The organism is Cesiribacter sp. SM1, from assembly GCF_020178975.1.
In the GTDB taxonomy this organism is placed as follows: Bacteria; Bacteroidota; Bacteroidia; order Cytophagales; family Cyclobacteriaceae; genus Cesiribacter.
In genome coordinates this window covers 404916-428552 of the sequence record NZ_JAHXBU010000092.1, presented here as the reverse complement: position 1 = coordinate 428552, position 23637 = coordinate 404916, and the positions used below count along the sequence as shown (strand labels likewise).

The following is a 23637-nucleotide window of genomic DNA, read 5'->3' as shown; positions in this document are numbered from 1 at the left end:
TAGTCAGCGCATGTGTGTACAAGCGCTAGCTACGGTTTATTTGTGCAATTACTTTGAAGATTTTTTCGCTCGAGAGTGGCAGGTCGATGTATCCATAGATATTTTGATTTCCTGACTCTGTGAACACCTGGCTTTTTAATAGCCGGGTCAGCAGGTATATGTAAATATGTTCAAAGCAGGATGGCTTTAGTTCATCCAGGTCGTAGTAAAAACTATAGCCACCCTGCATCGATATTGAGTTATCCAGTAAAATGAGCAGGTCTTTTTTACCCTGACCTGCAAACTTCCTGATAAAATGTAGTGCCTTGAACTGGCTGTCTACCGCTATGACGGCACAGGCAACATTTAGTTTCTGGAGCAGTAGCTTGTTTAAAAGCAGCTCCTGCTGGTCTTTACAGATCAGCAGTATACAATCGGGGCCAGTTTTTTTCAGAATCATGGATGCAAAATTTAGCGAAGGATCTGGATACACTGACTTAGCATTTTTAGTGCTGTATGACAGCTTAATCATATTTTGATTTTACAAACCAGATGTCAAAGAGGGAAAGGTTGATGGAGATTTGACTGTATCTTTCTGAAATCAGGCTGCCGGATATCTCCGGTGCGCGGTTTGACTGCTCAAAGGAAAGCCCGATCAGCGTGGAAGAGACAGGTAAGTTCAGCCCAACAGAATATCCATACCTGTCTAATCCATTTCCATCAACCACCAGGTAAGTGTTTTCGTGAAAAAGGCCTGCATCTAAGCCTATTCGCTTTACATAAGATGCTGCAGCCCTGTCGGGCAGAAAAGACAGACCGGCAGAAAGGCGCCTGCTGTCGCGCAGGCTGTAACCCTGCTCTTCAAAGGTGGCTGCTGCCCAATCTTCGAATGAGGCATCTGCAGTTAACCTGATCTTTTTGTTGTAGGTCCAGCTTAACCCGGCACCATAGGTGTCGGGCAGCATGTAGTTTTCTGCTGCTTCACTTGTTTCCTGTACCAGTTCACTGGCATCTATGGTGCCTTCCCGAACACTAACGGAGTAGCTACCCTTTAACCTGCTTTTGTAATCATATACCGCTCCCAGGGTAAACACAGATCTTTGAACCGCTAAGGTATACTGCAGGCCAAAGTCCAGGTTAAAGGTGTTCAGAAACAGGTTTTTATGTATGGTAATGTCATTGTTATATGCAGATGCGGCTAGGGACTGATCTTCCTGGATGGGACCAAATATATAAGATGCATGTGCACCCACCGAGAAGTTTTTAAACAGCTCGTATGCGCCACCCAAGTAGAGCTGGTTTAAGCCGCCACTGCCCTCATAGCTTACCTGCTGCTGACCGGAAACACCACTAAAGGTCTGGCTTGTGCTAAGCGAATAGCCTACCTTACTGTAGGGGACCAGGCCTATGCTGCTAGCCAGTTTTGGGTTAAGGCGAAACCACAAGGCTAAGCCGGGAAAACTAAGATCAGTGCTGCTCCTGCTTGTTTCTCCATTGCTTTGGTTAGCCATGGTAACTGCCAGCCCAAACTGGGTAAGCTGGGTAAAAGGAGCGCTGATTGCCGTGTATGAAGCCGGGTTCAGGTTGTTAAGCGAAAATCCATCGCGAAGCCCGATACCAGAACCGCCCAGCGATCGGTTGGTGCCAAAGCCCCTGTTATAACGATCGCCAATGCCAAACACAGAATAGGGAGAGCCTGCCATGGTCTGGGCAGTTGCTAAACTGCAAGTGAGCAGCAGCAGCAGGAGGCAGAAAGAAGCAGATTTCAAGATGTTCATGGAATAAGGTTAGTCAAATTTCAGGGCCTGGATAGGATCCATTTTGGCAGCTTTTTGTGCAGGATACCAGCCAAAGAAAACGCCTATGGCAGAGGAAAATAAAAAAGACACAAGTACAGCAGAGGTGGAGAAAACAACCTGCCAGTTTAACATTTTACTTACAAGCACAGCAGCACCCATGCCCAGGGCAACACCAATAAGGCCGCCTATAATGGAGAGGAATACCGATTCAGTTAAGAACTGCAGGAGTATATCCCGGGCTTTGGCACCTACTGACAATCGGATGCCAATCTCGCGTGTACGCTCTGTTACCGATACCAGCATGATATTCATGATACCAACCCCGCCCACTAATAAAGAAATACTGGCTACAGCTGCCAGCAGCAGGGTAAGGGCCGATGTAACAGAACCAAGGGTTTCTTTTATCTCGGACATGGTGCGGATGGAGAAATCATCTTCGGCACCTGGCATGATGTTGTGCCGCTGGCGCAGCAGCTTTTCAATAGCTGTAACGGCGGCTGTAACATTTTCTTCACTGGTGGCAGAGGCGTAGATCTGGCTGGTATGGGTAGTGCCAAGCATACGGCTCTGGATGGTGGCAAAGGGCGCCAGCACGATATCGTCCTGATCCTGCCCAAAACCGCTCTGGCCTTTTTCTGCCAGTACCCCAATGATCGTAAATGGAGTATTATTGAGGCGGATGTTCCTGCCCACCACATTGGAGGCACTGCCAAAAAGCTCTTTGGCTACCGTAGCACCTACCAGGCATACTTTGCGCAGCTGCTGCCCATCTGTAACGGTAAAAAGGCGCCCCGCCTGCAGGCTTAAGTTTCTGATGTGGAAGTACTCGGGATAGGTACCGTATACACTGGTGCGCCAGTTCCTGTTGCCACTGATGACCTGCACCTGTGTGCTGGCAACTGGCGAAACATTGCTAACCCATTTTACCTGCTCCTGAATGGCCCCTACATCAGACAGTGTAAGGCTGGTAGCGCTGCCGGCTCCCTGTCTAACACCTGCATCTCTGGAGGCTTCGGGCATAATGGTGATCATGTTGGTGCCCAGCTTCTGTATATTGGACTGTATGCTCTGGCTCGATCCATTGCCAATGGCAACAAGTGCAATTACAGAACCCACGCCAATAATGATGCCCAGCATGGTAAGAAAGGAGCGCATGCCGTTCTTTTGAAGCGAGCGCATGGCTATTTTAATCAGGTTTAGGAGCTTCATGATGCCTCCTGTAAAAGTTGTTCCTGCAGCATACGGCTTGCATTTTTTGGCTGATCCACCCGCTGCTGCTGTACAATCCTGCCATCCCTGAACACTACCTTCCGGCTGGTAAAGGCGGCAATATCCTGCTCGTGGGTTACAATTAAAATTGTTTTGCCCTGCTCGTTAAGCTGCTGAAGCAGTTCCATAATTTCATAGCTGGTGCGCGTATCGAGGTTGCCGGTAGGCTCATCAGCCAGTATAATGGCAGGATTACTTACCAGCGCACGTGCAATGGCTACCCGCTGCTGCTGTCCGCCAGAAAGCTGGTTGGGGTAACGATCGTACCTGTCGGCAAGGCCTACGTCGGCCAGCTTTTCCATCACCGTCTCCCTGTGTTGCTTTGTACTGAGCTTTATATTGCCATAGAGGAGGGGGAGCTCTACATTTTCGTAAGCGGTGGTACGGGCCAGCAGGTTGTACGACTGAAATACAAAGCCGATTTTTTTGTTGCGGATATCTGCCAGCTGGTGTTCACTTAGCTGGGTGACATCAATACCATCCAGCCAGTACTTACCCTTAAATTCTCTATCCAGGCAGCCTGCAATGTTCATGAAGGTAGATTTGCCCGAGCCACTGGTACCCATTACGGCCACAAACTCGCCCTCTGTTACTTCCAGCCCAATGCCTTTCAGGGCTTCTACTTTTATTTCGTCCAGGTGAAAGGTTTTCCTTAAATCCTGTACTTCTATTATTTTATTCATGTTTATAATGGCTGTGGTGGTCTTTTACCTTTGGGAGGTGAGGGGAATAAGCCTCCAGACTGCTCTGCAACAGTTTTTTCTGTCTGCTGCCCCGTGATCACGCGGGTAAAAGGTTCGCCTTTGATTTTTATTTCTGTATAGATATCGTTAGACAAACCCAGGATAACCTCTTCTCTGCGAAGTTCATTGTTGACTGTTAGTACCCAGATGCTGCCGGTTTTTTCAGATGAGTGATCGATGTCCGGTTGTGATGCTACTAAGGAAGCTGCCTGTGGTGCTGCTGACTCAGAAGGATTAAAATAGAGCGCACTGTTGGGTATGCGCCATACATCTTCTTTCTGTGCTACTACAACCACCAGATCTGTAGTCATGCCCGGCAGCAGTTTGCGGTCTTTGTTGGCAACATCAATGATCACATCGTACTGCGTTACGTTCTGGTTCACGGTTGGCTGTACCCGTATCTGGTTTACACTGCCGGTGAAACTACTGCCAGGATAAGCATCTACGGTAAAGTGTACCTGCTGCCCTTCCCTGATCTGCCCGATGTCAGCTTCATCTATCTTTGCTTCAAGCTTCATCTGGGAGAGGTCTTCTGCCAGCTTGAACAATGTAGGCGTACTGAAATTGGCTGCAACGGTCTGGCCTTCTTCTACCTCTATGGATACCACAACACCATCTACCGGAGATTTAATAATGGCATATTCCAGGTTTTGCAGTGCTTTCTGGTAGCTGGCCTCTGCGGAGCGAACCTCGTTGAGGGCTACTTCGAAGGCAACCTCTGCCTGCTGAAAGGCCTGCTCTGAAATTACCTCGGCTTCTACCAGCTGGTAGCTGCGCTCGTACGCCCACTGTGCCTGTTTAAGCTGCAGTTCGGCCCGGTTCAGTAATGCATTAACATCTACTAGGCTGGCATAGAGGTTGGTAGTATCAAGCACTGCCAGCACCTGGCCTTTTTTAACCCTGTCGTTAAAATCCACCAGTATTCGTTCTATTCTGCCTGATACCTGCGTGCCTACCTCTACTTCTTTTTTTGCATCCAGGGTTCCGCTAGCACTTACCTCTACGGTGATCTCACCCTTTTCTACAGGGCTTGTTTGCCACTGCACCGGCTCCTCTTTAGGTTGTAAAGCCGGCAGTAGCACTACTACCGCTGCTGCCAGCAGGAGCATTACAGCTATAATTACTATATTTTTCTTTTTCATGATATGATCTGTTAGAGTTGTATGGCTCTTCCGGTATAAAAATCAATAAGTTTGGTGTTGAAGAGGTACTGATACCTGGCCTGCAGAAGGGCTGCCTGCGCCTGCTGCAGGCTGGTTTTAGCTGTTAATAAATCGAGTGAGTTTGCCAGGCCCAGGTTGTACTGCTTCTCAATATTGCTGAAAGCCTCCTGACGGTAATAGAGCTGGTCTTTACGCGCCTGCAGGTTAGTGGCTGCAGCACTCCAGTCGGCATACAGTTGCTCTACCTTCTGCCGCAATTCGTTTTTGGCTTTTGCTTCGTTCAGCTCTGCAGAGCGTACCCCAATGGAAGCACGCTGTACACTGCTTTTTGCCTTACGGTTGTTGTAGATGGGTACCGATAGGGATAGTGATACCGCCTGGCTAAGGTTATCCTGCAGCTGGTCCCTAAAAGCATAGTCACCATAAACTGTTCTGTAATTGCTGGCAGCAACCACTGCCTGGTTGATGTTGCCCTGTACATAGCCTATTACTGTGGTCTGGTCTGCCAGCTGCAGGTAAGAGAGTTTTCGTGCGCTGGAATATCCGGACAATAAATTACCATTAAGGCTAAGGCTGGGGTAGTATTTTGAGCTGGCAATCTGTGTTTCCAGCTCAGCCACTTCTTTACCTATCTTTGCACTTTGCAGCTGTACCTGTGTTTTACTGGCTGCCTCGTATAAAGTGGCCGGGCTAAGGTCTGAGTAGGTGTTAAGCGGCACATCTACTACTGCTGGCTTTTCTACTTCCATGTATCTTTCAAAGCCGATATTCATAATCTGAGCAAGGTTAATTTTAGCCATGCGCAGCGCGTTCTCAGCGACCACCACAGCGGCGGCATCATCGGCCAGTTGTGCCTCAAGCTGGTATACATCTGTTTTAGCAATGGCCCCGGCTTCAAAGCGCCGCCTGGTTTTCTGCAGCTGTTCTTCTGTTGCAATTCTGTTGAACCGGGCCAGCGCCTCCTGCTCATAGGCCAGTAATACCTGCATATAAGCCGTTACAGTATTGAGGGTGATGTTCTGCTGAAGCGATTCCAGGTCAAGCTTGCCTGCTTTGTATTGTAGCTTGCTTTGTTCTATGGTGTTGCTGATGCGCAGGCCGTTAAAAAGCGTTACACCCGCATTCAGAGAGAAGTTGCTGGTTTGTATGTTCTGGTTAACATACTCATTGCTGTAGGGGTCTATGGATCGCCCCCAGCTGGAGCCAAGGCTGGCACCACCATTCAGGCTGGGGAGCCGCTGCGCCTGCTGTTCCTTTACATTAATCAGCAAGGTTTCGCTGCTGAGCTTGCTCTGTTCCAGCTCTATGTTATTCTGCAGGGCTACAGCTACACATTCATCCAGGCTCCAGGTTTCTTTTACTTCCTGGGCAAAGGCAACCATGCTGCTTAAAAGCGTAAAGGATGTAAGGCAAATGACCAGTATTATTTTTACTTCCGTCATCATAGGTTTCTCTGTTTCTTTTCTGCGAATCTAGCAGGGTGCTGCACCCCTGAAAAAGATACTAGACAAGCCTGCCCTTTTCGACGACGAACCCGTATAAGGGCACCACCCGCACAATTTTATCGATAAACCTGGCATTGGTCGGCATAAAAGCGGGGTTGGTGGATAAACAGTAGCTGTTGGTAGAGATTATTTTTTGCAGCCCTTCCTTTAGGGCAGCTTTGCTCCAGAAAACAGGGCTCACTGCTCCTGTGCTAAGTGTTTTAAGGGCGCTGAAAAAAGCAACAGCATAACCAATCAACAGCAGGAGCCCCATCTGCCAAACTAACATCATGAAACGGTACATAAAGAAAATAATGATGCTGGCACTGATATGCGCCGGCATAGGAGCCTGCGAGGAGTCGGGTGAGCTGGGAGAGGAATTTATTGTAAAGGAGCCGCTCAACCTGTACTATATGGATACCGTGAGCCTTCAGCTCTCTACTGTTATCTTCGATTCTTTGCCCACCAGTACCACAGAAGAGCTGCTGGTAGGCTATCATGAAGACGGCGCTTTTGGTAAGATTACAGCCTCGGCCTTTTTCCAGCTCGATCTGGCAAGCATCAGTACCTACCCCGGCAGCAGGGCAGCTTACGAAGGGCTTAGCCTGCGCATGTATTATGATGGCTACTCCTATTATGATACCACCCAAACCATTACACTGGATGTTTACCAGCTGGCAGAAGCTCCGGCCATGCATTCAGATGGCTATCTCTACAACACCAGCAGCTTTCAGCCACAAATGGATCTTGCAGATACCAGCACTACAGTTGGCAGCCTTAGCTTCAGTCCGCAGCCCAACCAGAAAGCCTATGTAGACATACCGCTTGATGGCTGGCTGGGGGAGGAGTTATTTGGCTTACTGCAGTCGAAAGACGATACTATTCAAACTGAAGCTGCTTTTCTGGAAAAATACAAAGGCTTCCTGCTTAGCCCCGGGCAGCAAACCAGTGGTCCGTTTGTGCGCTTTACAACCGCTAGCACGCTTCGCCTCACCTATAAGGAAGATGGAGAGGTGGTGGAGCTGTTGTTTCCCATAGATGAATCGCTCCATTTCAGCCAGATCAGCAGCAATAGGGAGGGAGGGCCACTGGCAGGACTGCAGCAGCAAAAAGAAGCTTTAGCAGCAAGCGAAACGGCTAATACTGCCTATCTGCAGGGTGGGGTAGGATTGGGCATACGGGTGGACTTTCCCTACCTGCAAAAGCTAAACGAGCTGCAAACCAACGATGTGCTTTCACAGGCTTACCTAAGGCTTAGCATTCCCCGTGGTACTTACAGCAATAGTATGCCGCTGCCGGAAACACTCACTGTATACGTGGTAGACGGGCTTAACAGAATCACCGGAGAGTATGCAACCTCCATGGTAAAAGTGGAGGACAAAGAATTTGGAGATGATACCTACTATAGCATTCTGATTACTGATTTTATCAAATCTCAAAAAGCACTGGAGGGAGAAAATGAAAATGCGCTGCTGCTCACCCTCCCTACCACCAGCCTGTACAGTACTGTAAATCATTTAGAAGCTGGAAACCAGCAACACCAGCATAAGTCAATATTAGATCTATACCTGCTCGACTACGAAACAAACAATTAAACAAAATGAAATTTTCATTGAATCAAAAAACTCAACTGTTTGGCCTGTTACTCCTCCTGATGTTCCAGTTCTCATGCGAAAGTGGTACCGAAGTTGATTCCACCAGCACTACCGGCGACTGGACAGAGATGTCGGACTTTGAGGGAAACACACGCTCTAATGCTGTTAGCTTTGTAATAGGCAATAAGGCATTTGTAGGCACAGGTTACAATGGCAGTACCGATGAGTACTTACAGGACTTCTGGTATTACAACCTGGATCTTAACTACTGGGTGAGAGTGGCAGATTTTCCGGGAGAGGCCCGTAGCAGTGCCGTTGCTTTTGCCATCAACGATAAAGGCTATGTAGGCACAGGCTCAAACGGCTCCGGCCAGTTAAGCGATTTCTGGGAGTATGATCCTGCCACCAATACCTGGACTCAAAAAGCCGATTTTGGCGGAACCGCCCGCAGAGGTGCCGTAGGTTTTGGTATTGCAGACAAAGGTTATGTAGGCACCGGCTATGATGGCAGCAATACAAAAGACTTCTGGCAGTACGATCCTATTATCGACACCTGGACACAGGTGCCCAGCCTTGGTGGCTCCAAGCGCAGAAATGCAGTGGCATTTGTAATTGCCGGCAAGGCTTATGTAGGTACAGGAACGAACAATGGTGTTTACCAGTACGACTTCTGGGAGTTCGATCCGGCCAAACTAACTTCAGAAGAATTTCCATGGACTGCCAAAACAGATCTGGATGAAGACGATGCCTATACCGCTGTAGGTCGTGAAAGTTCCGTAGCCTTTACCATTGGCAGTTATGGCTATATTACCACCGGCTATACCAATGCCATTGTGAGTACTACCTGGCAGTATGATCCCCTTAACGACACCTGGAACGAAATGACCAGCTTTGAGGGCGCCAGCAGAATGGATGCCGTTGGTTTCTCCATCATGGACAGGGGCTTTATTACCACCGGCAGAAACAGCAGCACCTACTTTGATGATATCTGGGAGTTTAGGCCAGACCTTACCTATGATGAAAACAACTAAGCCCAATACATTGCCGCTATGAAAAAGCAGCGCATCATTAAAATAATCTTTCACCTGATTGTAATGGCGGTAATGACTGTACCGCCATTATTCTTCTTTGATCAGCCAGGTGAAAGCCGCCCTTTTCTGAACAGTGCTTTCTACTCCTCCCTGGTTGTATTGCCATTTTATATACTGAATGTTTTTATCCTGGTGCCGCGCTACTTAAAGAAAGGGCAGTATTTAAAGTATGCAATGGCTGTGGTTGTGATAATGGCTGTTGTACACGTTGCAAACAAAGCGATCAGAAGTGAAGTGCTGCCCCCTCTGCCTCCTGTGCAGGCACAGCAACTTAGCGAGGGCAGTCAGTTGAGTGGCAGATTACCACTAAGGCGTCCGCCAGCTTTTCCTTTTCACCTTTTTCCTTTCCTGATGGCACTGGCCCTTGGCAGCAGCTTTGAAATTATACTGGACCAGGAAAAGGAAAAAAGGTTGTATGAAGAAGGCCAGAAAGAAAAGATGATTGCCGAACTGGCTTTTCTGAAGTCACAGATTAACCCACATTTCCTGTTTAACACCATTAATAACATTTACTCACTGGCGGCAGCCAAATCAGATCAGACCGAAAATGCAATTCTCTTGTTGTCGGATATGATGCGCTATGTACTCTATGATTCCAATGTAGAAAAAACCAGTCTGAAGAAGGAAGTGGAGTTTATCGAAAACTTTATATCACTGCAAAAATTAAGGTTTTCTGCTTCCCGAAATGTAAGTATAAACTTTGAAGTAGGAGGCGGGGTAGACCAGGTTATGATAGAACCCATGTTGCTGCTGCCTTTCGTTGAAAATGCCTTCATACACGGTATTTCTTACAAGAGGGATTCGTTCATACAAATTGAACTTCTGGTTAAGGAGCAAAACATGTATTTTGCAGTTGCTAACAGTCTGCCTGAGCAAACACAAAAGCCTGGATTGAGGAGTGATCCTAAACAGGATTCTGGTATTGGCCTGGCCAATACCTATAAACGCCTGCAGTTATTGTATCCTCAAAAGCATACCCTGGAGGTAGAGCGGAATGAGGAAGCATACAAAGTAGCACTAACCATAAACCTTAGCTGAACATGAGGTGCATAGCCGTTGATGATGAGCCCCTGGCACTGGCACTGATAAAAAGTTATATTGAAAGAGTACCCTTTCTGCAGCTGATTGGCACCTATGACAGTGCCTACGAGGCACTGGAGGTGGTACAGCAGCAGGATATTGAACTGGTGTTTCTGGATATTAACATGCCAGACCTCACCGGTCTGCAGTTTATCAGGTCACTCTCCAAACCACCGGCCATCATTTTCACTACGGCATACCAGCAGTATGCAGTTGAGGGGTTTGAGCTTGATGCAGTAGACTACCTGCTAAAGCCATATGCTTTTGAAAGATTTTTGAAAGCAGTTAACAAAGCCAACAGACAAACAGCCAGGCCTGCAGCAAAGCCTGCTGCTCAGCCAATAGCTCCGGCACCGGCCACTGCTGCTCCTGCTGCGCCACAACCGTCTGCAGAGAATTCAGAGGAGTTTATCTTCATCAAGGTAGAGCATAATATTCTGAAGCTCAACCTGAAGGAGGTGTTTTACATTGAGGCTTTCAAGGATTATGTAAAAATCCACACCAATGAAGCCAGGGCTGTACTTACCATTAAGTCTATGAAAGCCATGGAAGAGATGCTGGAGGGGAAAGGATTCATTCGCATTCATCGTTCCTACATAGTTTCCATTGAAAAGATAGAATCGATGCGTAACAACCGGGTAATGGTGAAAGGAAAGAGCTTTCCAGTAGGGGAAAACTACAAAGAACTATTCTACGAGAAAGTGGTAAAGGGTAAGATTTAAAAAGGCATACAGAAGCCATCCTGAAACCTTTCTGTAGCCATATAAAATGGCAAACTGCGCCTGTTCTTCAAAGTTATTAAGCCTGCTGATATTTGCAGGAGAAGTTTAGCTGCTGCATGCCACAAGCCTATCAACCGGGTTAAATTGCTTCATCGGTAAAAGCAGGGCGTTCGTCGATAACTGCATTAGCCTGGGCCATTATTTTTTCCTGCTTCTGCAATACCTCTTTTCTTTACACTACCAACATTCGGCAAAGCACCCGAGCTTCAGAGCAAGACAGGCAGCTTTTGGCCAAACCGACGTTGTAGTATTAGCTAAACACCTATCAGCAAAATTTAGAAAATTTATGAATTCATCATTGATGAACTGGAAATACAGCATGATCAGCAGGCAGTGATACAGGTATGCAGGCTTAATCAATTGGTAGTTTTAACAAAGCGGCCTGAATCTTATTATTATAGCTAGTGGATAAAGGTTTAGACTTACCAGGTATACGTAGTTATTCTTTTCTATCGAAAAGCTATGAGTTGTGTAACAGAGGCATCAGATAAAACTATCATACACATCAGGAACATGGTATGCCCCAGGTGTATCATGGTTGTACAGGACCGGCTTAGCAAAATGGGACTGGAGGTGCTTAATATAGAGTTAGGATATGCAGAAATAAAAAAGCCAGCTGTACTGGAGATGGACAGGATTTGCAGTGAACTGGAAGCGGTAGGCTTTGAGTACATTGTTGAAAAGGATGAAATCATTCTTGAAAAGATCAGGGTCAAGATACTTGAATACATTCATGAGCTGGAAAAAGGGAACCAGGATACCCTTTCTGCCTATCTTAGCCGAAATATGGGAATGAGCTACGGCACGCTAAGCCGGCTTTACTCCAGGGTAAAAAAATGTACCCTGCAGAAATACCTGGTACTGCAAAAAATAGAAAGAGTAAAAGAGCTGATTGATTATGACGAACTCAGCTTAAGCCAGATAGCATCAAGACTTGGCTACAGCAGTGTGCATTACCTGTCAACACAATTTAAGATGGTAACAGGAGAATCAGTATCCTCTTACAAGGAGCACAAAATGCCCAGGAGAAGATTCCTGGATAATGTATAGCATAGAATCTTTGTATGTACTCATTTGCAAAAAGGGTTATAGCTGGTGTGTCATTTTTTCATACATCAAAAACAAAATCTTGTATCGCTGTAGGGCTCCCTACAGGAGTTGTTAATAAACCTGAAGGCAATCTAAGCGTTTAAAACTTCAGATGATTTTTTTTTATAACTAAACTTTTTAATCATGGCTCACGATAAAGAATTGCTTCAAAAACTGGCACAATGTGCCGCTGCCTGTGATATGTGTGCAGATGCCTGCCTGGATGAAGATAATATTAAAATGATGGTGAAGTGCATTCGCCTGGACAGGGATTGTGCCAAGATCTGTATGCTGGCGCACAGCTATGTAGCCTCACACTCTGCTTATGCAGGTGCAGTTTTGCAGCAATGTGCAGAGATTTGCAAAGCCTGTGGAGATGAATGTGCAAAGCATGAAACCGATCATTGCCAGGAATGTGCCCGCGCCTGCCGCGAATGTGAACAGGCATGCCGTAGCTATGCCGGTGTGGGTGCTTAATCCTTTACAATACAACAGAACATAAACAAAAGCACTGGCTCCCTGAGTTAGTGCTTTTGCTGTGTTTGACAGTAGCCGGTTTGAGCAATAGGGGGCAGGCAGGAGCTGTTCAGAAAGTGAGCGACAGGCTAAGGCCCATGGCATCAGGACTCATGGTGGGCAACATGATAAAGGAGGCCTTTTTTGCGCTTAATTTCTCGTTTGTGATCTTGTACAGATAGCTTACACCTTTTGCGCTAAGATAACCCACAGCTGCTCCCGCCAGTACATCTGTGGCCCAGTGTGCATTGTGCTGTATTCTGGATATGCCTACCAGTGAAGCAATACCATAGGCGATGGGAGGGATGTATTTATGAAGGTGGTACACTGTAGCAAAGGAGGTGGCCACGGTGAATGCGGTTGAGGTATGAGAGGAAGGAAAAGAAGTGTTTGTAGTTTTTTGCAGTGGCCCGTCGAAGAGGTCGTTGTCATCTGTTGCACTGGGCCTGTGCCGTTGAAAGGCTCTCTTCAGGCTATGGGTTACCACTGCATTTGTTAATATACTACCCATGGATATAATGCCGGCCTGCCGGAGCTTTTCATCCCTGGCGGCAATTCCGCTCACTATGGCTAAACCTGCAAGTGGGGCCAGGTATTTCTGCCGTCCCAGTGGTTCAAACAGATCGGCAGTACGGGTAGCTATATCGGGTCTGTAGCGTAGGCTGGCCTCCCGCACGGGTTCATCCAGATGCTCATAGGTTACAGACCAAATGCTTATTCCTGCAACGGCCAAGGCCGATGTTTTAATGAACTGTGGCGTTATGTAAGAGGGCAGCCTTAGCTGCAGCTCTGGTACTTTAGGAAGGCGTACCACACAACGCTGCAGGGAAGAATCTGCATAACCAACTGCTGGCAGATCCTGGGCAGCAACATATACCGGCAACAGCAGGAGGTGCAGGCAAAGCAAAAGCCAAAGCAGCGGAATGTTGTAAATGTTCATGAGGGTAGTATGCCTGGAGCGTGAAATGTTCATCTGTGTGCTTTCTATCAGTTTAGACCTTTGGAAAACTTCAGAATTACTCCAGGCTCCTTCTTGCTGCCCTCACTGGAAATATAGAGCTCCCCGGTATCGCTGAAGCTAAAGCCTTCCGGCTGCCGCAGCTGCTCTTCATCAAGGTGTATAAGCTTCTGTACCTCACCCTGCATATTGATGGTAAGCAGCAGGTGGTTTTTGGAATCCATCAGGTAAAGCTCTCCTGTAGCACCATTGAAATCCAGGGAGGAAGGTTGCAGAACATTGTACTTGTTCTTTTGCTTTTTACCGGCAGATAGCAGCTTCTCCTGAGTGACTGAAACTTTTATTACCGGCTCTTTCTGCATTTTTTTATCAGCAAGTGAGAAAGCATAAATGCCATGATAGTCTCCAAGGCTTTCGTCGTAGCCTTTGGGAGCAATGAGCAGCCTGTTGTTTGCCTTGTCGTATCCCAGCCCTTCGGCATCATGGGTTTTTGACAGCACTGACTCATGAAGAATGGCTTTGGGTTCACCATCTCTTAGAGGAGAAACCTCGTAGATTGCGCCATCACTGCGAAGCACATAAGCAGTATTGTTTACCAGGGCGATGCCTTCATAGTCGCCACCTTCGGCAAACTTAACCCTGCGCGTTATGGTTTGCTTATTCAGGTCATACAGGAAAATAATACCATCTTCATCCTGTACACAGGCAATCACATCTCTTTCGAGCAGGGCAATTCCAGATACCTCCCGCAGATCTGAAGGCAGCTCCCACCTTGCTTCAGGCTTGGGCAGGGCAGTGGCTGTATGGTTGGCAGCATTGGGGGGAGACGAAATTAGGGCTGTTTGTACAGCATTTTGCTCCTCCAGCAGACTGCCTTTTTCATCAAACAGCAGCAGGGCCTCTGCTTCGTCTTTATTGATTTGTACTTTATAATAGGTTTGCTGGTCCTGCTGTACGCGATGTACTTCATCTATGGACTCATCGCCAAAGTTATGTTGCAGATAATCAAGCGATGCGCCTGGCAAATACTGTTCGTCAATTTCCTCGCTGTACGCCAGTAAACTCCCGTCAGCACTAAACATGGCACTTCGTTCACGAGTGCTTATTTCAAAATCTACCAGGTAATTACCATTTTGGAGCTGCCAGGCTACCCGCTCTGCTGTAGGGTGCATTTTTACGAAACGCTCTTCTACCGGCTCGGGTATTTGGGTATTGCCCCACGGATTATCACATCCGCTAATACCCAGCATTGTTAAAAAAATTATTGCCAACTTCATCATCTCTAAACTGTATTGCTTTTACTGATCAAGAATACGCACCCATTCTGAAGAAATTCTGAAGTTTTGGCTAAGCTTGGTTGCTCCGGAAATTAATACATAGCATATGCTGGCCATCAGCATATTCATAGGAGGGCTTAAGAGTATAGAGTTCACAGATTTTTTTAACAAGCGCCAGGCCAATTCCAAGGGAGTCTGCTACATTACTACCACTTTTAAAGCGGGTGAAATACTGTTCTGTGGATGCTGCCCTGGCCTCCCCTGTATTTTTGATACAAAGCCGTTCCCCGTTCAGAGACAGGTCTATACTGCCCCCTGCCTGGTTATGCCTGATAGCATTCACCAGTAGATTGGAAATAAGGATCTCCGCTAGCCCGCGGTTAACGTTAATGTACACAGGCTCCAGTGCTTTGGTTATGGTGGCAATGCCATGCATGTTAATCATCTCCTGCAGTTGCTCCAGCTGTTCCTCTACCAGTAGGTGCAGGGGTAGGTTTTCCTGTTCGGCAAACTCCTGGTTTTCAATGCGGGTGAGCAGGATCAGGGCTTTGTTCAGGCGCCCCAGTCGGTTCAGGGGGGTATACATCTCTTCAAGCATCCGGGCCTGCTGGGGGCTAAGGTTTTCAGCCTGCATAAAAAGCTCCAGCTTGTTGTTTACAATGGCCAGGGGCGTTTGAATTTCGTGCGATGCATTTTCGGTGAATTCCTTCAGGTTCAGGTAATCACGGTAAATTTTATCTGTCATCACCAGCAGCACCTCGCGGAGCTCCTGAAATTCTTTGGTGCTGGTGGGCTTTAGCTGCAGGGGTGTATACTTGCTTAGGCTGTAGCGCTTAATTTTGCTTAAAATATCATAAAAAGGCTGCCAGATGGTTTTGTTGATATAATAGTTGATCAGCACCAGACCTATTAACAGCAGCAGGAATATCCAGCCCATCGCAAGCATGGTGCTTTCAAACAAATCTTCAAAATCTGTGAGTGACTTTAAGATGGTGTATTCATAAGGTTTACCATTCTGGTAGGTAGTAAAGGTCAGGCGCCTGAAGTAAACGTATTCTTCGTCGTAGCTGCTGTAAATAAGGGTATCTGCCAGCTCCTCGAGGGTAGGGGTTACCTGCCTGGCTTCTTTAACAATTATAGCTTCTGATATGCCAGAGGTTACGCTGGGCAGGCGGTTGTGCTGCCTGATAAATTCAATGATGTTTTCTTTATCTGTAAAAAGCTGGTCGTCTACCTCGTCGTAAATCTCGCGCTGCATAATCCAGTAAAAGCTGGTACCGCCTACCAGGAAAACCACTACCGAGACTAACAGGTAGTACAGGCTTGTTTTGGTTAGTACGCGCATCAGCAGCTGAATTTATATCCCAGTCCATAAACCGTCTGTATATAATCTTCTGCGCCTGCATCGAGCAGCTTGCGGCGCAGGTTTTTCATGTGGGTATATACAAAATCAAGCGAATCAAGGCTTTCTGCATGGTCGCCCCAAAGATGTTCCGCGATTGAATATTTGGTGATAACCCTGTTTTTATTGGAGATCAGGTAGAGCAGGAGGTCGTATTCTTTTTTGGTGAGGGTTAGTTTTTTTTCCTCAACGGTTACCTCTGCTGCATCAGGAAAAATCTTGATGGATCCGGCTTCCAGCACCTTCATGCCCTGAAAGTTTCTGCGCCTGATCACAGATTTAAGCCGGGCGTTCAGCTCAGAGAGGTGGAAAGGCTTCGTCAGGTAATCGTCTGCCCCAAGGTCAAGACCTGTGATCTTATCATCCAGGGCATCTTTGGCGGATATAATGATGATGCCGGTATCCGGATTGTTTTCCTTTAGCATACGTACCAGCTCAAGGCCATTGCCGCCGGGCAGGGTAAGGTCTGCCAGCACGCAGGCATACTCATAGAAGGCAATTTTATCCCTGGCTTCTCTAAAATTTTCTGCTGATTCACACAAGTAGCCTACCTGCTGTAAATAGGTTACAATGGATTCTTTTAAGTCCTGCTCGTCTTCAATAACTAATATCTTCATCTTCTTAAGTTCACCTGCTCTTTAAACCTCACACCAGGCTGCAGCTAAGGCCTTACCCCAATACTAATCCTTTAGATTGAAAATTGATTTTTGTCACACATCAGGGAAGAATATAGCTGAACCATATTTTAAGCGGCCATCCAGTTAAGTAAAATTCTGTTTACATGGTTTAGGAGCTCTTTTTTTTATTGAAGTACTTTTGATAAATAACATAACCTATAAAAATGGCTAAGCTGATAACGGATACCCAGATAAGACCGTTTTTCAGTCTTTCACTATTTTCTCCCATCCAGGCCAGTAAGAGCGTAAGCGGTATAATGCCTGCCAGGGTTGCTCCTATAAATTTAAAATAGTTCATACGGGCAAGGCCGGCCACAAAGCTTACGGCATCATTGGAGAGAAAAGGAGACAAACGGGCAATTACGATTGCCCACACACCATATCGCTCCATAAAGCCAGATACCTTCTTCTCTGCTTTTTTACCAATCAGTTTGATAACACCAGCCTCTCCAAGACTTCTGCCAATAACAAAACCAATGCTGGATGCTACAAGTACAGCTGTAATGGCCAGTAAGGAGCCCCATACCGGCCCATACGCAATAATGGAAACCAGCATCAGGGCCACTACATTAATAACGAGCAGAAACATCTGCGCAACCATTGCCAGTATAATAAATGCAGGTCCCCAGATGCCAAACTGACTCACCCACTTAGATATCTGCTCTTCATTGCCACTGGTCAGTACCTGCCAGCCCTCGTCTATGGAGCGCTGAAAGGAAGGGAAAATAAAATAAGATGCGATCAGGCATCCAATCAGAAGAACAGTAACCAGGAGAGGCCACCTGCTTTGGCTGGCTGATTTTTCTTTACCGGAGCCGGCATTTTTTTTGCCTGTACTGCTGCTTTTAAGCTTTTGCATGTTTGTCACAAAGACAGGATTCGTTTATCTGCATTGCATTAGCAGTGGCATGATGGTAAAACCAGTCTCTTCTTTTTGCTAAAGCAGATTTGGATAGGATTAAAAAATCAGATTGACCGGAACCAGCAAGTCCGGACAATCTGATTTTTGAAGGATAACTGTGAGACTAGTCCCAGTAGGTGGGCTCTGACTGCTGTTGCCCATCAGTTGAAAACACCAGGTGCATTTCCTGCTCTTCTTTTTCAAGCTCTAACTGGTAGTACTCCTGGTTGCCCTGCTGCACTTTTTCCGGGTCTGATATCATCATGCCGCTGTAGTTCTGGCTAATGGAATTTTTTACAGCTTCAGGTAAATCCGTAGCCTGCACATCATGCTTGAACTTAAGCACCTCTCCGGCAGTGCTGAGTATTGCTTCGTGTTCCAGGTTGTTGAAGATAAACTCCACCTCATAGCGCTCGCCCGCTTTTTCCCACTCCACCCGTGCTGCCTCGGGAAACCCGGCTGAAAAACCAGCCTGAACAGCTTCCGGTACATCCTTTTGCGCCAGATCATCCTCGCAGGAGAAAGCGCAGAGTGAGAGTACTGCCAGGAGATAAATTGTTGATTTCATCATGGTTAAGCTTTGTTTTAAGTTAAAATCTATGGCAAACCTATGATGGGAATCTGTTCTAAATCTGAAGTTTGGTGGGAAGTAAGGCAGAAAACTGATAAAATATTAAGCCTTATGTATTATTTGGTATCTATTTCAATTAAATAATAAAATAAACGCTCCTCAAGGGGTATAACAGCTATAAAAAAGGTTTGAATATCTGGTTAGTATAATTATTCCCAGAGTAATGTTTGGTTGCTAATAGATTTTCTAAGGGTATACCATTAGTATATCTTTGCACTATTAATACTAATCAAGTTTTAAGTTGTATAAAAGCAATAAGAGCCTGTGCTATTTATTTCAGATATACGATGCCTTTAATATAAAATAGTGCTGTTCCCTTCACTGACAATTTCTCTGCTGCTGGGAAGTTATTAGGGAAAAGGCTTGATGACATTGAATAAAACCCACCCAGATAATACGCTCTGATTATAGAAAACATAAAAGCATGAAAGACCTGATCGAAAAAAATGCAAGTGTGATCCACGATAAAGTGCTCAACTGCCTCCATGCCCGGTTAAGTGGGTTTATCTCATATGATGACCTGGTGAGGGTGCTTAAATATGAGTTTAAAATGGTTGAGTACTATAAGCTTAAAAAATGTATCATAGATCTTACCGGTATCAAGGTGTATCCATCCGGTGGGGGAGAATACGTAAAAGATGTGTGGTTTCCACAGATGGAGCGTAATGGCGTGAATTACATAGCCTTTATTGTTCCTGAAAATGTATTCGGAGAAGCTTCTATGCAAAAAGCCCATGATAAGGTTGAGGAGCACAAAAATCTGCAGACAAGAAACTTTACAGATGAAGCCAGTGCTAAAAGTTGGATAGAGGAGCAAAAAGTAGCTGCTGATGTGTTAGTGTAAGCACATTTTTACTGGCTTTCACAATTTTAAATAAGAATCAACCATTTGGCCTGAAGCCCCATAGATCAAAGCAATTCAGGCAGCCCAATCATCCAGGAGGGTCATAAGTTGAGCCTTACCAAAAAGAAGCCTCCCTATGCATCATCAACATAGGGAGGCTTTTATTTAGGTATTATAATAATCAAAGACTTGTATAGTAACTGGTGTACAGTTTAAAGTCCGCCACCAGTACCGGTTCCGGTATTGTTAGTACCTGTTCCGGTGCCTGTACCAGTACCAGTTCCAGTGCCTGTACCAGTGTTTCCAGTTCCGGTATTGTCAGTACCTGTACCAGTTCCAGTGCCTGTACCAGCTCCGGTTCCAGCACCTGTTCTCATGGTACCCATACCCCTGTTATATTCATCGTTGCTTAATGTACCGCTGCGGTCGGTATCCCAGGCATCAAAGCTTCGCTGATTGAATTCATCCTGGTTGATGTTTCCATCACGGTTTGTATCCCAGTCATTGAAAGTACCCATATCAGTAGTACCTGTTGTACCAGTAGTACCTGTTGTACCAGTAGTACCTGTTGTACCAGTATTGTCTGTTGTACCACTGGTGGTACCTGTGTTGGTGCCCTGGTTGTTCATGTTCTGGCTCTGCCAGTTACGCATGCCTTCGTTATATTCATTTTCATTGAGTGATCCGTCACGGTCTGTATCCCACTCATTGTAGGTTCCCGATTGGGTCATGCCAGTGTTGAATTCATCCCGATCCCACTGCTGGTCGGTATTTCTGTCGAACTGGTTAAACTGGTCTGTTGCTGTATTATTTACTGGCTGGTTGGTGCGTGTGCTTTCCACCTCCAGATCATCTTCATAAGCCTGTTCAGTTGCAACTGCATCCTGGTTGCCACCTTCCTGGTTACAGGAAGCTGCACCAAATATGAGTAAACCTGCTGCCAGGAAACTCCCTAAAGTATTAATGGGCTTCAGGTTGTTTGTTTCTGTTGTAGTTTTCATTGTTAAAAAAATTAAGTTTAGCTGAAAAATATTTTGTAGTTATTATACGGTTGAATTTCAAAGGGTTGCGAAAATCATAGGAAATAAATATAAATACAGCTGTAGAGGTATAGTTGGTACTAAATTTTTACAGCTTTTTTGTCCGGAATATGGCACCAGCTTAAGCTAAAGGGAGAGTAGTAGTCGCGGCGCTACGTCTTGTACTGCTGGCCTGGTAGAGGATTTTTATGCTAAGGGAAAATAGCAGTACAGCCACCAGCTGATGCAGTACCCCCAGCACCAGGGGTACCCTTAGCAGCAGGGTTGAGATACCCAAGGCTGTTTGTAAAAATAGAACAAGGAGCAGCCAGCGGACTGATTGTTTTAGCGATGCAGGTACACCTGCCTGCCTGTTGCTGTTTACAAATAATAAAGCAAAGCCCAGCACCAGAAAAGCAAACCAGCGATGAATGAATTGAACAACAGGGCCGCTTTCAAACAGGTCTATAGCTGAGTTGTAAAGGTTGTGCGGGAAGAATTGTTCCTCCATCAGCGGAAAAGTGTTGTAGGAGAAGCCGGCTTTAAGACCCGCCACAAATGCCCCAAGTACAATCTGGCAAAAAACAAGCAGTACTAATACCTTCGCCAGCTGAAATTGCCGCAGTCGGGGTACCGCTGTAGTGGGTAAAGGCCTGGCTGGACCCAGGTCCTGGATGGTCCACAGCAGTACAGCAATCAGCAGCAGTGCCAGGCTTAAATGTGCTGCCAGCCGGTAGTGGCTTACATGCGGTATATCAGCAAGACCGCTTTTTACCATAAGCCATCCCATCATGCCCTGCAGGGCACCTAAAAGTAATATGAGCAGCAGCCGCTTCACTAGTGGTGGTGCCAGCTGCTTGCTAAGGAGGAAGTAAAGGAAAGGTACCAGAAAAATAAGGCCGGTAAGCCTGCCCAGCAGTCGGTGCGTATATTCCCACCAGAATATGCCTTTAAAATCCTCAAGGGTAAGGGAGAAGTTAATTTTCTGGTACTCCGGGTATTGCTTGTAATCATTAAATGCCTGCTGCCATTGCTGCTCATTCATGGGGGGTACAATGCCTGTTACCGGTTTCCACTCCACCATAGACAAACCAGAGCCAGTAAGGCGTGTAATACCTCCTATAACCACCATCAGGGTTACAAGAATAATCCCCGACCACAGCCAGGTTTTCAGCAGTTTAGGTTGTGTGTAGCTTTGCATTTTTGTAAAAACATGCAAATTGACTCAAAGAACAGCAGCGGAGCCAGAAGTTAAGTCATGCCAGCCTATGATTTTTCTCATTGTTTGTTTGCAATGTGCAGGGATAGGGCGTTGTAACTGCTTTAGGCAGGGCAGGGGCGGCACATGCGTTAAAAAGGAGAATGGTTGGTGTTCCTTATGCAGCAGCTTATCTTTGCCGTTTGCATAAAATCTGATGAAGGAGTACAAACAAAAACGCCAGTACCTGGAAATAAGGAATAAAGTATATGAAAAGCTTGAGCTCAATCCTTTTCTGCTAAGCAGGCAGTTCCTGTACTGGTTCCTGATTGGGTTGATAGGAGGTGCCATCGCCGCTGTATACTGGATAGCCCTGGAGTGGGTATTGCACTACAGTATGGAGTTAAGCGGTTGGGTACTGATTCCGCTGATGACAGGAGCAGGCCTTATTGTGGGCCTGGTTATTCAATGGATTGGCGATCCCGGAGAAATGGATCTGATCGTAAACAACATCAGGTTCAAAGGCGGGCGACTGGAGCCTAAGAATAACCCCTCCATGCTGCTTTCTTCTTTTATAGGCATTGCAGCGGGAAGCAGCATAGGTCCGGAAGCACCCCTGGTACAGGTTACTGGTTCTACAGGTACCTGGCTTGCCAGAAAACTGCGCCTGAAGGGAGAAGATCTGCGTTCCCTGACCATAGCAGGCATGGCCTCGGGCTTTACCGCCCTGTTTGGCGCCCCGCTTGGCTCCGGTTTCTTTGCGCTGGAGATCCTGCACCACCGGCACATGGTTGAGTTTTACCAGGCGCTTATTCCGGCCTTTGTTTCAAGTTGTGCGGCCTACCTGGTCTTTATACTGCTTACACAGATTGGCTATGAGCCTACCTGGCTCTTTCAGGAGTATGTATACACAGGTCCGACTGATTTTACCCTGGCGGCAGGTGTTGGCGTTGTCGGGGCTCTGGCAGGCTGGCTGTTTATTGTGAGCTTCCGCTTCTCAAAAAGGCTTTTCTCCAGAATAGGGAAGATTTACATCAAAACCACCTTGGGTGGGCTAATAATAGGGACCATTGCCTGCTTTTTTCCACTAACCCGTTTCTTTGGTCATTATGAAATTACTACGCTGATAGAAGGAAACTACGGCTTAGCTTTTCTCTGTGTTATTTTCTTTTTGAAGTTGGTTACCATTTGTGTGTCTGCCACCTCGGGCTGGCGGGGCGGCTTTATTATTCCTCTGTTTTTTCTGGGGGCATGCCTGGGACAGATCATTGTTTATTTTTTCCCTGCACTGAATGCCAGCCTGGTAATGGTTAGCTGTATGGCGGCCATCAATGCCTGTGTTACCAGAACACCCATCAGTACCATTATCCTGTTAAGTACCATGACGGGCTTTCATGGCATTATTCCTATTATGTTTGCCAGCCTGACAGGCTTTTTCCTGGCACCAAAAACGCCCCTTATTGCCTCGCAGCTTAAAAGCAGCTCAGCACATTAAGTTATCTCTCCATTTCTGATCCACAATTCTTTATCATATTTTTGCGGCTTTGTTAGCAGAATGAAACAGCGAATCAGGAAAAATATACAGCTTGCCCGCTTTGTGTTCTACAAGGAAACCCTGATCGATTTTAAGGAGCACTTCTGGACCTTTGTTGGTGCGTTTGCAGGCATAGGCTTGATTGGTTTTACCCAGAGCCTCTCATTTGATACACATGATAACCTGTTTCTGATTGGTTCTTTTGGGGCTTCCAGTGTACTGATCTACGGTGTGATTCAAAGCCCGCTGGCACAACCCCGTAACCTGATTGGTGGCCACGTGATATCTGCCCTGGTGGGAGTGACCATAAGCAAACTGCTCCCTGATCCTCTGTGGCTGGCGGCATCTCTGGCTGTATCTCTGTCAATCGTGCTGATGCAGATAACCAAAACGCTGCACCCGCCGGGAGGAGCCACTGCATTGATCGCTATTATTGGTTCAGCACATATCAAGAGCCTGGGCTATTTTTATGTGTTCAGCCCGGTGCTTTGTGGCTCCCTTATTCTGCTGGTGGTGGCCCTTATTTTTAACAACATCACCTCTCACAGAAGTTATCCTGTAAATAAAAACTGGTATAAGATCTGGCAGCGGGGGTACAGAGACTAG

The 23637-nt window shown here is 46.5% G+C and carries 24 protein-coding genes; 9 read left to right on the top strand and 15 right to left on the bottom strand.

Annotated features, from left to right (window positions below):
- Positions 1-25 precede the first annotated feature (25 nt).
- The 7 genes from KWJ01_RS21565 to KWJ01_RS21535 form a co-directional block, all read right to left on the bottom strand.
- Positions 26-439 carry a hypothetical protein gene (locus KWJ01_RS21565; RefSeq protein ID WP_224999187.1) on the bottom strand — a complete coding sequence of 138 codons (414 nt, stop codon included), beginning with the start codon at positions 437-439 and terminating at the stop codon, positions 26-28.
- A gap of 64 nt (positions 440-503) precedes the next feature.
- Entirely contained in the window at positions 504-1757 is a 1254-nt protein-coding gene (locus KWJ01_RS21560; protein ID WP_224999186.1) for a hypothetical protein, read from the bottom strand.
- Positions 1758-1766: 9 nt separating this feature from the next.
- Positions 1767-2987, bottom strand: coding sequence for an ABC transporter permease (locus tag KWJ01_RS21555; RefSeq protein ID WP_224999185.1), 1221 nt, complete (start codon positions 2985-2987; stop codon positions 1767-1769).
- Positions 2984-3730, bottom strand: coding sequence for an ABC transporter ATP-binding protein (locus KWJ01_RS21550; protein WP_255651162.1), 747 nt, complete (start codon positions 3728-3730; stop codon positions 2984-2986). The genes KWJ01_RS21555 and KWJ01_RS21550 overlap by 4 nt, the downstream gene beginning before the upstream one ends.
- A 2-nt stretch (positions 3731-3732) precedes the next feature.
- A complete protein-coding gene (locus KWJ01_RS21545) occupies positions 3733-4932 on the bottom strand; it encodes an efflux RND transporter periplasmic adaptor subunit (protein WP_224999184.1) in 1200 nt (399 codons plus the stop codon).
- 11 nt (positions 4933-4943) lie between these two features.
- Positions 4944-6398, bottom strand: coding sequence for a TolC family protein (locus tag KWJ01_RS21540; protein ID WP_224999183.1), 1455 nt, complete (start codon positions 6396-6398; stop codon positions 4944-4946).
- Positions 6399-6456: 58 nt separating this feature from the next.
- Entirely contained in the window at positions 6457-6729 is a 273-nt protein-coding gene (locus tag KWJ01_RS21535; RefSeq protein ID WP_224999182.1) for a hypothetical protein, read from the bottom strand.
- Here KWJ01_RS21535 and KWJ01_RS21530 point away from each other — a divergent pair.
- From KWJ01_RS21530 to KWJ01_RS21505, 6 genes are all read left to right on the top strand, one after another.
- Positions 6728-8032, top strand: coding sequence for a DUF4270 family protein (locus KWJ01_RS21530; protein ID WP_224999181.1), 1305 nt, complete (start codon positions 6728-6730; stop codon positions 8030-8032). The two genes, KWJ01_RS21535 and KWJ01_RS21530, sit on opposite strands and share 2 nt — an antisense overlap.
- Positions 8033-8037: 5 nt before the next feature.
- Positions 8038-9063, top strand: a complete 1026-nt coding sequence (locus KWJ01_RS21525; RefSeq protein ID WP_224999180.1) for a kelch repeat-containing protein — start codon at positions 8038-8040, stop codon at positions 9061-9063.
- Positions 9064-9081: 18 nt separating this feature from the next.
- Positions 9082-10161: a sensor histidine kinase gene (locus KWJ01_RS21520; protein ID WP_224999179.1), complete on the top strand. Its 1080-nt coding sequence runs from the start codon at positions 9082-9084 to the stop codon at positions 10159-10161.
- Positions 10162-10163: 2 nt separating this feature from the next.
- A complete protein-coding gene (locus KWJ01_RS21515; protein ID WP_224999178.1) occupies positions 10164-10925 on the top strand; it encodes a LytTR family DNA-binding domain-containing protein in 762 nt (253 codons plus the stop codon).
- Positions 10926-11447: 522 nt separating this feature from the next.
- Entirely contained in the window at positions 11448-12035 is a 588-nt protein-coding gene (locus KWJ01_RS21510; protein ID WP_224999177.1) for an AraC family transcriptional regulator, read from the top strand.
- A gap of 183 nt (positions 12036-12218) precedes the next feature.
- Positions 12219-12551, top strand: a complete 333-nt coding sequence (locus tag KWJ01_RS21505) for a four-helix bundle copper-binding protein (protein WP_224999176.1) — start codon at positions 12219-12221, stop codon at positions 12549-12551.
- Between the two features lie 109 nt (positions 12552-12660).
- Here KWJ01_RS21505 and KWJ01_RS21500 read toward each other — a convergent pair whose 3' ends face one another.
- The 6 genes from KWJ01_RS21500 to KWJ01_RS21475 all read right to left on the bottom strand — a co-directional run bounded on the left by KWJ01_RS21500 (position 12661) and on the right by KWJ01_RS21475 (position 18376).
- Entirely contained in the window at positions 12661-13563 is a 903-nt protein-coding gene (locus KWJ01_RS21500) for a phosphatase PAP2 family protein (RefSeq protein ID WP_224999175.1), read from the bottom strand.
- 14 nt (positions 13564-13577) lie between these two features.
- Complete coding sequence (locus KWJ01_RS21495; RefSeq protein WP_224999174.1) at positions 13578-14798, bottom strand: SdiA-regulated domain-containing protein; 1221 nt, start codon at positions 14796-14798, stop codon at positions 13578-13580.
- Positions 14799-14895: 97 nt separating this feature from the next.
- Positions 14896-16170, bottom strand: a complete 1275-nt coding sequence (locus tag KWJ01_RS21490) for a HAMP domain-containing sensor histidine kinase (protein ID WP_224999173.1) — start codon at positions 16168-16170, stop codon at positions 14896-14898.
- Positions 16170-16844 carry a response regulator transcription factor gene (locus tag KWJ01_RS21485; RefSeq protein ID WP_224999172.1) on the bottom strand — a complete coding sequence of 225 codons (675 nt, stop codon included), beginning with the start codon at positions 16842-16844 and terminating at the stop codon, positions 16170-16172. The genes KWJ01_RS21490 and KWJ01_RS21485 overlap by 1 nt, the downstream gene beginning before the upstream one ends.
- A 169-nt stretch (positions 16845-17013) precedes the next feature.
- A complete protein-coding gene (locus KWJ01_RS21480) occupies positions 17014-17763 on the bottom strand; it encodes a TVP38/TMEM64 family protein (protein ID WP_224999171.1) in 750 nt (249 codons plus the stop codon).
- A gap of 166 nt (positions 17764-17929) precedes the next feature.
- Positions 17930-18376, bottom strand: coding sequence for a PepSY-like domain-containing protein (locus tag KWJ01_RS21475; RefSeq protein WP_224999170.1), 447 nt, complete (start codon positions 18374-18376; stop codon positions 17930-17932).
- Positions 18377-18860: 484 nt separating this feature from the next.
- Here KWJ01_RS21475 and KWJ01_RS21470 point away from each other — a divergent pair, with 484 nt between their 5' ends.
- Positions 18861-19280: a hypothetical protein gene (locus KWJ01_RS21470; protein ID WP_224999169.1), complete on the top strand. Its 420-nt coding sequence runs from the start codon at positions 18861-18863 to the stop codon at positions 19278-19280.
- 212 nt (positions 19281-19492) lie between these two features.
- Here KWJ01_RS21470 and KWJ01_RS21465 read toward each other — a convergent pair whose 3' ends face one another.
- Positions 19493-20281: a hypothetical protein gene (locus KWJ01_RS21465; protein ID WP_224999168.1), complete on the bottom strand. Its 789-nt coding sequence runs from the start codon at positions 20279-20281 to the stop codon at positions 19493-19495.
- Between the two features lie 160 nt (positions 20282-20441).
- A complete protein-coding gene (locus tag KWJ01_RS21460; protein WP_224999167.1) occupies positions 20442-21500 on the bottom strand; it encodes a COX15/CtaA family protein in 1059 nt (352 codons plus the stop codon).
- 214 nt (positions 21501-21714) lie between these two features.
- Between KWJ01_RS21460 and KWJ01_RS21455 the strand changes: the two genes are divergently transcribed.
- On the top strand, positions 21715-22992 hold the full coding sequence (locus KWJ01_RS21455; protein WP_224999166.1) for a chloride channel protein: 1278 nt from the start codon (positions 21715-21717) through the stop codon (positions 22990-22992).
- A gap of 60 nt (positions 22993-23052) precedes the next feature.
- Positions 23053-23637, top strand: coding sequence for an HPP family protein (locus KWJ01_RS21450; protein WP_224999165.1), 585 nt, complete (start codon positions 23053-23055; stop codon positions 23635-23637).

Excerpts from the sequence above, each read along its gene's own strand:
- KWJ01_RS21475 (WP_224999170.1), bottom strand. The coding sequence starts at position 18,376 with ATGATGAAATCAACAATTTATCTCCTGGCAGTACTCTCACTCTGCGCT.
- KWJ01_RS21535 (WP_224999182.1), bottom strand. The coding sequence starts at position 6,729 with ATGATGTTAGTTTGGCAGATGGGGCTCCTGCTGTTGATTGGTTATGCT.
- KWJ01_RS21520 (WP_224999179.1), top strand. The coding sequence starts at position 9,082 with ATGAAAAAGCAGCGCATCATTAAAATAATCTTTCACCTGATTGTAATG.
- KWJ01_RS21555 (WP_224999185.1), bottom strand. The coding sequence starts at position 2,987 with ATGAAGCTCCTAAACCTGATTAAAATAGCCATGCGCTCGCTTCAAAAG.
- KWJ01_RS21510 (WP_224999177.1), top strand. The coding sequence starts at position 11,448 with ATGAGTTGTGTAACAGAGGCATCAGATAAAACTATCATACACATCAGG.
- KWJ01_RS21530 (WP_224999181.1), top strand. The coding sequence starts at position 6,728 with ATGAAACGGTACATAAAGAAAATAATGATGCTGGCACTGATATGCGCC.
- KWJ01_RS21500 (WP_224999175.1), bottom strand. The coding sequence starts at position 13,563 with ATGAACATTTCACGCTCCAGGCATACTACCCTCATGAACATTTACAAC.
- KWJ01_RS21550 (WP_255651162.1), bottom strand. The coding sequence starts at position 3,730 with ATGAATAAAATAATAGAAGTACAGGATTTAAGGAAAACCTTTCACCTG.
- KWJ01_RS21565 (WP_224999187.1), bottom strand. The coding sequence starts at position 439 with ATGATTCTGAAAAAAACTGGCCCCGATTGTATACTGCTGATCTGTAAA.
- KWJ01_RS21465 (WP_224999168.1), bottom strand. The coding sequence starts at position 20,281 with ATGAAAACTACAACAGAAACAAACAACCTGAAGCCCATTAATACTTTA.
- KWJ01_RS21495 (WP_224999174.1), bottom strand. The coding sequence starts at position 14,798 with ATGCTGGGTATTAGCGGATGTGATAATCCGTGGGGCAATACCCAAATA.
- KWJ01_RS21490 (WP_224999173.1), bottom strand. The coding sequence starts at position 16,170 with ATGCGCGTACTAACCAAAACAAGCCTGTACTACCTGTTAGTCTCGGTA.
- KWJ01_RS21515 (WP_224999178.1), top strand. The coding sequence starts at position 10,164 with ATGAGGTGCATAGCCGTTGATGATGAGCCCCTGGCACTGGCACTGATA.
- KWJ01_RS21545 (WP_224999184.1), bottom strand. The coding sequence starts at position 4,932 with ATGAAAAAGAAAAATATAGTAATTATAGCTGTAATGCTCCTGCTGGCA.
- KWJ01_RS21525 (WP_224999180.1), top strand. The coding sequence starts at position 8,038 with ATGAAATTTTCATTGAATCAAAAAACTCAACTGTTTGGCCTGTTACTC.
- KWJ01_RS21540 (WP_224999183.1), bottom strand. The coding sequence starts at position 6,398 with ATGATGACGGAAGTAAAAATAATACTGGTCATTTGCCTTACATCCTTT.
- KWJ01_RS21480 (WP_224999171.1), bottom strand. The coding sequence starts at position 17,763 with ATGCAAAAGCTTAAAAGCAGCAGTACAGGCAAAAAAAATGCCGGCTCC.
- KWJ01_RS21455 (WP_224999166.1), top strand. The coding sequence starts at position 21,715 with ATGAAGGAGTACAAACAAAAACGCCAGTACCTGGAAATAAGGAATAAA.
- KWJ01_RS21485 (WP_224999172.1), bottom strand. The coding sequence starts at position 16,844 with ATGAAGATATTAGTTATTGAAGACGAGCAGGACTTAAAAGAATCCATT.
- KWJ01_RS21505 (WP_224999176.1), top strand. The coding sequence starts at position 12,219 with ATGGCTCACGATAAAGAATTGCTTCAAAAACTGGCACAATGTGCCGCT.
- KWJ01_RS21450 (WP_224999165.1), top strand. The coding sequence starts at position 23,053 with ATGAAACAGCGAATCAGGAAAAATATACAGCTTGCCCGCTTTGTGTTC.
- KWJ01_RS21560 (WP_224999186.1), bottom strand. The coding sequence starts at position 1,757 with ATGAACATCTTGAAATCTGCTTCTTTCTGCCTCCTGCTGCTGCTGCTC.
- KWJ01_RS21470 (WP_224999169.1), top strand. The coding sequence starts at position 18,861 with ATGAAAGACCTGATCGAAAAAAATGCAAGTGTGATCCACGATAAAGTG.
- KWJ01_RS21460 (WP_224999167.1), bottom strand. The coding sequence starts at position 21,500 with ATGCAAAGCTACACACAACCTAAACTGCTGAAAACCTGGCTGTGGTCG.